The 6,775-nt window shown below is 61.8% G+C and carries 5 protein-coding genes and 2 pseudogenes; 2 read left to right on the top strand and 5 right to left on the bottom strand.

Annotated elements, in window-relative coordinates; translation table 11 throughout:
• The 4 genes and pseudogenes from GY769_08370 to GY769_08385 form a co-directional block, all read right to left on the bottom strand.
• Window positions 1-1,234: pseudogene (locus tag GY769_08370) on the bottom strand (SAVED domain-containing protein).
• A gap of 25 nt (window positions 1,235-1,259) precedes the next feature.
• Window positions 1,260-2,204, bottom strand: a complete 945-nt coding sequence (locus GY769_08375; protein ID MCP4201934.1) for an AAA family ATPase — start codon at window positions 2,202-2,204, stop codon at window positions 1,260-1,262.
• Window positions 2,205-2,206: 2 nt separating this feature from the next.
• Window positions 2,207-2,719 carry a hypothetical protein gene (locus GY769_08380; GenBank protein MCP4201935.1) on the bottom strand — a complete coding sequence of 171 codons (513 nt, stop codon included), beginning with the start codon at window positions 2,717-2,719 and terminating at the stop codon, window positions 2,207-2,209.
• A 6-nt stretch (window positions 2,720-2,725) separates the two neighbouring features.
• Window positions 2,726-3,559: pseudogene (locus tag GY769_08385) on the bottom strand (nucleotidyltransferase).
• Window positions 3,560-3,673: 114 nt separating this feature from the next.
• Between GY769_08385 and GY769_08390 the strand changes: the two are divergent.
• Entirely contained in the window at window positions 3,674-5,176 is a 1,503-nt protein-coding gene (locus GY769_08390; protein ID MCP4201936.1) for an IS21 family transposase, read from the top strand.
• Entirely contained in the window at window positions 5,173-5,937 is a 765-nt protein-coding gene (locus tag GY769_08395; GenBank protein ID MCP4201937.1) for an ATP-binding protein, read from the top strand. The genes GY769_08390 and GY769_08395 overlap by 4 nt, the downstream gene beginning before the upstream one ends.
• Window positions 5,938-6,062: 125 nt before the next feature.
• Here GY769_08395 and GY769_08400 read toward each other — a convergent pair.
• Window positions 6,063-6,775: tyrosine-type recombinase/integrase (locus GY769_08400; protein MCP4201938.1), on the bottom strand; the 713-nt coding region annotated here is incomplete at its 5' end.

The following is a 6,775-nucleotide window of genomic DNA, read 5'->3' on the forward strand; positions in this document are numbered from 1 at the left end:
CTCACCGACGGCAGGCTTTGTGTGACGAAGGTCTCAACATCAGCGGCAATGTCGTGCGTCACTCCGACCGCGACCGCGATGTCGTGGGCTTCACCGTCTATCTCTTTGATCTCGAACGCCCATACCGGCCAACTGGAATCTGACGCAGCGTCATCCGCCGCCCAGACCTTCCTTCCGATCGTGCGCTGCTCCAATTCGACCACCCGGCCCGACTTGATGTCCAGTACCGAGCCCGCGGCGAAAGAAAGGGTAAGGTGTGCATCAAGGACAAGCCGGAGCCGGTCACCTTCTCTTGCGGCCTCCAGAAGAAATTTCTTCAACGCGGGATAGAGTTCGGTCTGCCAATCAGCCTCTGGGCGGATCTGGCGATCGGCGAAGCCTGGCACGAGATCGAGAACGGCGGTGCATCGGTCCTCAAGGCGGTCAGTCGCATGTTCGAATGACTTCACCCCGTAGACTTTCGGCCTGCCCTCTCCAGGCCCGGCGATCAGTCCTTCCGCCTCGCAGGCGGCGCGAAACGATTCCCGGTCATATTCCAGCTGGCCCTGGGCCATCCACTCGAATACCACATTGTCGTAGACGAAGGCGCTCTCTGACGGCGAGACCCTTCGCAGGCCGCCGACACGGAAATGAAGGTCGAGCGCGGCGCGTAGGTCATCGAGCGAGTCAGTGGCCTGGGAAACGCCAGCGTACGGGCCAGGAGGCGCAGCCTGTCATCATTGAGCCCGAGATGGTCCCGCCACAGCTTGCGTACGCGACCGGGCGCGCTGCGGTCGGTGCCGGGTACAAACAAACGATCGAGTCTCAGCGCGCTTGACCGCTGATTGACGAGAGTCCGCAGCGGGTCGGTCCGTTCAATCCGCCAGTTTGTGACCAGACGAAACCGCACCCCCTCGCCGCCTGGTGCATGGACGCGCTGTGCCTTGAGCGCCCGTTCAAGCAGTGAGTGAGCATTGGCATTGATGAAGGCGGGATCGGTGAGCTCGGCATAACCGTAACCACCCGGTGATACATGCCATTTGCACTGAATGTGCTCACGCCAAAGCGGCCGGCCTTGCTGGTCGATGATCGGCGGGTTGTACTCAACCCAGATATCATCAAACCCTTTCGGTCCGTTCTCAAAGCCAACTCTGACGATCGGGCTTTCGGTATCGAGGAGGCATGCGGCCTTTCGCCAAAACATGCGGGCCTGGAAAGCGTCACCGTCTCGACGCGCTGTCACAGCCTGCGTCATCGGTTTGAATCCGGCCAGTCGCCAGTTAGGGCGCTGCGCCGTCTCGGAATGGCGGCGTCGCCTTCATGTCCGAGAGGAGCTGAATGGTCCGGTCAAACGTCACCGGGCGGTCGGGATATGCGTCGAGCACCAGCGTCGGCAGCAGGCGCTGGGTTAGGTCGGAGAACGTGAAACCGTATCCCTCCTGGCCACCCGGTGGTCCGGTCAGCTTCACGATCCGGTCGATCTCCCACTTACCGAAACCCAATTCGCCGAGCGGCTCTTCAAGAACGATCCGCCGCTGCCGGCCATCCGGCCGGCGGAACTCGAACCGGTCCACCGCGCGGCGTTGCACGGCCGGGTCGATCGCCGTCAAACGGTTCGTACAGAGGATAATTGCGGCGGGAAGCTGCTTCTCGGCAAGGCGGTCAACGCCTCTGACGAAAGCGTTGACGCCCGCCCGATCCTCATGGTGCATCTGACCGGCCTCGCGGCTCTGGGTCAATGCGTCTGCTTCATCGACCAGCAGCACGACAGCGCCTGTCGACTTGGCGTTTATGCGTTTGAGCTTTTCGGCCGCTTGTAGCGTGGCTTCGAAGGCCGCAGAGAGCAGCCGCGTCATCTCCCCTACCTTGCCGCTTCCCCGTGTCGCAAGGCTGAGCGGAAACAATGTCACCTCGATCCGCTCCTGCCGCGCGACGGCATCGCCAACAGTCTCAGCAAGCTCGGTCTTCCCGGTACCGACGTCCCCGGCCAGAATGACTAGCGGTGGCCTGCGTTCCAGAAAGTCCAGGATGATGCCCGCACCCTGATGATTGCGTTTTGCCCATTCACGCGGTCCCGCCGGGTTGACCAGCGCGCTAAGCAACTTGGTTAGCCGCATCCGGGCGTCGTCAATGCCGACCAAGCGGGCAAGCCGCTTTGCCGCGTCCATATCGGGAAACGTCAGCCGGCGATCGAAAAGGTCGTCGATGGTCGGCTGATCCATGATGCTCACCGCCTGACCGTGCTGCGACCGAGTCCCCGGCCACCAGCGTAATAGTTCAGGTCATCGGACCAATGCCCAGTCTCCAGCGGCGGAGACTCGCCGAACGAACGCTGAAACGGCAGTTTTCTCTCTATTGCGACGCGTTGATGTGCCGGTAGGTTGAACCACTGACCACTGTAGGAGAGAAACGACGTGAATGAGGCGCCCGCCACATCGAGACGCGGCCTGATCTTGCCTGGATCGTCATCGGCAACCAATATGCCTCCAGGCAAGGCTTTGTAGCGCACTGCGGCCTCAGTCCATTTTCCATCCCGCTTGAATCCGTAGACGACGTTCTTTATCCCGTCGTGCCTAAGCAGCTCGACCATCTCGGTTTCGTATTTGTCGATCCACACGGTTGACGGTGAACGATAGAGCGTTTGGAATCGCAGCAGATCGGTCGCGACCTTCGAAGCGATCCGGCGGGCATGCGCCAGGGTGAATGTCTCGGCGGCGGTGATTGTAATGCTTGCTGTCATAATGCCCTACGGATTGAAAGCCGGGCCGAAGAACTTCTGCCAATAGCGAACGGTCTCGCCCTTTGTCCTTGCGCGGAGCGCCGAGTCGATCGCGTCGCCGGCATCGAGGGCGGCCTCAACGAGCTTCGCCTTGTTCACCGGTGTATAGAGCTTGGCGACGTTATTCTCGGAGTTGACCGGGTCCCAGATACGAATCGGATCGGAGGTAACCGCGCACGTTCCTAGATAATAGTAGTCGGGGAACGCGATTACCGTCTCGAAATCGTCGTTCGCGATATACGCGAAGAATTTCTGAAGGGCGCCCGGGTAGTCGTCCAGCCGCGTCCCGCCGTCGGCGAGATGTGCAACGATCAGTTCGACCATGAAGGACTTGAACCGAAAGTCAGTGTCCTGCTGCTTCCGCAAGCTGGCCCAGTATTTGATGAAGCGGACAACCTGGGCAAAATGCTTATCATTCGCTCTCTTGCGTCTCCTAATGAATTCCAGATGCATCGGCACGCTGGTCATCAGTTTCTCACCGGTATCCTGCGAGACCAGGTAACCGCGCCACTCCGGATCGCCGCTGTAGAGAATTGGAACGATGTCGACCTCATTACCGGTGGTGATGAAATTCACCGATACGGAGTAAGTTTTGCGCGTGATCTGTCCGGGCTTGAAGTTGGGGAACGCCTTTTCTAGCTTGTCCGCTAACCAGCCGATCAGCTCGCCTACCTGGCCCGGCGCGGAATCCGCCGAGACATAGCAGCCCATGTCAACGTCGCTGATCGATTTCAGGGCCGTACCTTTGGCGAGGCTGCCGGACAGCAGTATTTTCCGGAGCGCAAAATCCGGGTGCTCTGAGAACGGCGGCGCAATAATCCCCCACTGAAGCGGCCGGTTTGGTCTGGCTGCGGCGGCGCAAGATTGGGCCGCCTGTAGCCTTCGATTTGGAAGTATTGAATCGAAGGCGGGGGGATGTACGGGGTGGAGCTTTACGCGCGGGTTCGGCGCGCATGCCGAGTTGACGGGCTTAGTCATCGGGAAGCGGCGCGAGAGTTTGGGATCGACCGCAAGACGGTCGCCAAGATGCTGGCGTTCTCGGTGCCTCCTGGATACCGGCGGAGTGGTCCGCCCCGTCGTCCCAAGCTGGATGGGTTCACAGGGATCATCGACCGGATCCTCGAGGAGGATCGTGGAGCGCACCGCAAGCAGCGTCACACGGCGAAGCGGCTCTTCGAGCGGCTGCGAGACGAGCACGGATTTACCGGCGGCTACACGATCGTGAAGGACTACGTGCGTGAGCGGCGTTCCCGGACGCGCGAGATGTTCGTGCCGCTGGCCCATTCGCCCGGCCACGCCCAGGTGGACTTCGGCGAGGCGCTGGCGGTGATCGGCGGGGTGATGTGCAAGGCGCACTTCTTCGCCTTCGATCTGCCGCACAGCGATGCGTGCTTCGTGAAGGCCTACCCGGCGGAGACATCCGAGGCTTTCTGCGACGGCCACGTGGCGGCGATCGCCTTTTTCGGCGGGATTCCCCGTTCGATCTTGTACGATAACACGACGCTGGCGGTGGCGCGGATCCTTGGCGACGGCACGCGGCAGCGCACCCGGGTCTTCAGCGAACTCCAGTCACATTATTTGTTCGAGGATCGCTTCGGTCGCCCGGGCAAGGGGAATGACAAGGGCAAGGTCGAGGGGCTGGTCGGCTTTGCGCGCCGCAACTTCCTGGTGCCGATGCCTCATGCGGAGAGCTTCGAGACGCTAAACGCCCGGCTCGAGGAACACTGCCGTCGCCGCCTCGACGATCGGCTGCGTCGCCACACGGAGACGATCGGCGAACGGCTCGCGCGCGATCGCGCCGCGTTCCTGGCGTTGATGCCGCCACCCTATGACGCGTGCGACCGGCGACCCGGCCGGGTGAGCTCGCTATCGCTGGTGCGCTACAAGAGCAACGACTACTCCGTTCCCGTCGCCTATGGCCACCGCGAGGTGCTGATCCGCGGTTATGTCGGCGATGTGGTCATCAGCTGCGGCGCGGAGACGATCGCGCGGCACCGGCGCTCTTACGAACGTGAGGACCTGGTGTTCGATCCGCTGCATTACCTGCCGCTGATCGAGCAGAAGATCGGCGCGCTGGACCAGGCCGCGCCGCTCCAAGGCTGGGATCTGCCCGAGGTGTTCGCCACGCTGCGCCGCCTGATGGAAGCCCGCATGGGCAAGCCGGGCAAGCGCGAGTACGTCCAGGTGCTACGTCTCATGGAGACCTTCCGGCACGCCGATGTCGAAGCGGCGGTCCGCGATGCCCTGAAGCTCGGCGCGATCGGCTTCGACGCCGTCAAGCACCTGGTGCTGTGCCGCATCGAACGCCGGCCGCCACGGCTTGATCTCGATCTCTATCCCTATCTTCCAAGGGCCACGGTCGCAACGACGTCGGCCGGGAACTACATGCGTCTGTTGTCGGGTGCCGGCGGCCAATGACCGACACGCCACAGGTGCTGCTGGAGCATCACCTCAAGAAGCTCAAGCTGCCAACGTTCCTGCGCGAGTACGGCAAGCTCGCTCGGCAATGCGCCGCGGACGGCGTCGATCACGTGCGCTATCTCCATCGCCTCGCCGAGCTCGAGCTGATCGACCGCGAGCGCCGTATGGTCGAGCGGCGGATCAAGGCCGCCCGCTTCCCCGTGGTCAAGAGCCTGGACAGCTTCAACTTCAAGGCCATCCCCTCGCTCAACAAGACCCTGGTGCTCGAGCTTGCCCGTTGCGAGTACGTCGAGCGCCGTGACAACGTGATTGCGCTGGGCAACAGCGGCACCGGCAAGACCCACATCGCTCTCGGCCTCGGTCTTGCTGCCTGTCAGAAGGGCCTCGGTGTCGGCTTCACCACGGCCGCCGCGCTGGTGCACGAACTCATGGAGGCGCGCGACGACAAACAGCTCCTCCGGTTCCAGAAGAGGCTCGCGGGCTACAAACTCCTGATCATCGACGAACTCGGCTTCGTGCCCCTGTCAAAGACCGGCGCCGAGCTCCTGTTCGAGGTTTTCAGCCAGCGCTACGAGCGCGGCTCGACACTGGTAACCAGCAACCTGCCGTTCGACGAATGGACCGAGGTGTTCGGATCAGAACGGCTCACAGGTGCGCTTCTCGACCGCCTCACACACCACGTCCAGATCCTCGAGATGAACGGCGAGAGTTACCGGCTCAATCAAAGCCGCGGACAACGGAAGCCGGCCGCCGGCTGACCCGACCACCGAGCGCCGCTTGCCCCCGTGGGCCACAGGTCCCTCCCACGCGCACCGCAGCGTCAACCGTATGAGGGGCACACCGCGCCGCGCGCGGGTCCCTCCCGTCGACTACGGGACAAGCCTCAAACACCGAGCGGCCCAATCTCACGCCGCCACTTGGCCCCTTTTTGCTCCGCCGTTGACATGACATGGAGCGGCACGCCCAAAGCAGCAAGGTGGGAGCTAAAGGTTCGCCTAAGGTCGTGCAACGTGAACGGTTCGATTTCCAACCCCTTGTTAAAGAGCGGTTTGGCCTTGGCCCAGCCGTTGAAGTGTGTCGTGCGTTTGCCGCGAATATGCGAGCGGGCAGCGGGAAAGAGATAGGGACCCGCTTCGGGGATGGTTTCGACAATAGATTTCGCAAACGATCCAAGTGGGAAAGTGTGCGTTTGCTTGTTTTTGGTGATTGAGCCGGGAAGCGTGATGGTGCCCTCCTTGATCCATGACCATTGGAGCGCACCAATCTCTCCGCGTCGCTGGCCGGTGAGAATGAGCAGTGTGACGATGCCACCATACGGAAATGGGTAAGCCAGTGCCCTCCGATAGACTGCTCCTAGTTCATGGGCGGTGAGAACACGTTCGCGACTTCGGGTTCGCGCTGGTAGCTGTTGCGCTTCAAGTGGGGAACGATCGAGGTAGTGATTCCTCACACACCATCGCAGAAATACGCGGACCGCCACAAACGCATGGTTTTGCTCTGACGGGGTGTCCTTAAGCCGTGCAATCCGTCGGTTGATCTCGTCCGTGGTGATGTCAGCAAGATGAACTCTGGAGAAGCCGAAATGGCGTCCTAGGA

The organism is bacterium, from assembly GCA_024224155.1.
Taxonomy (GTDB): Bacteria; Acidobacteriota; Thermoanaerobaculia; order Multivoradales; family JAHEKO01; genus CALZIK01.

Coding starts and splice junctions, on each gene's coding strand:
- GY769_08395 (MCP4201937.1), top strand. CDS start 5,173: ATGACCGACACGCCACAGGTGCTGCTGGAGCATCACCTCAAGAAGCTC.
- GY769_08380 (MCP4201935.1), bottom strand. CDS start 2,719: ATGACAGCAAGCATTACAATCACCGCCGCCGAGACATTCACCCTGGCG.
- GY769_08390 (MCP4201936.1), top strand. CDS start 3,674: ATGTACGGGGTGGAGCTTTACGCGCGGGTTCGGCGCGCATGCCGAGTT.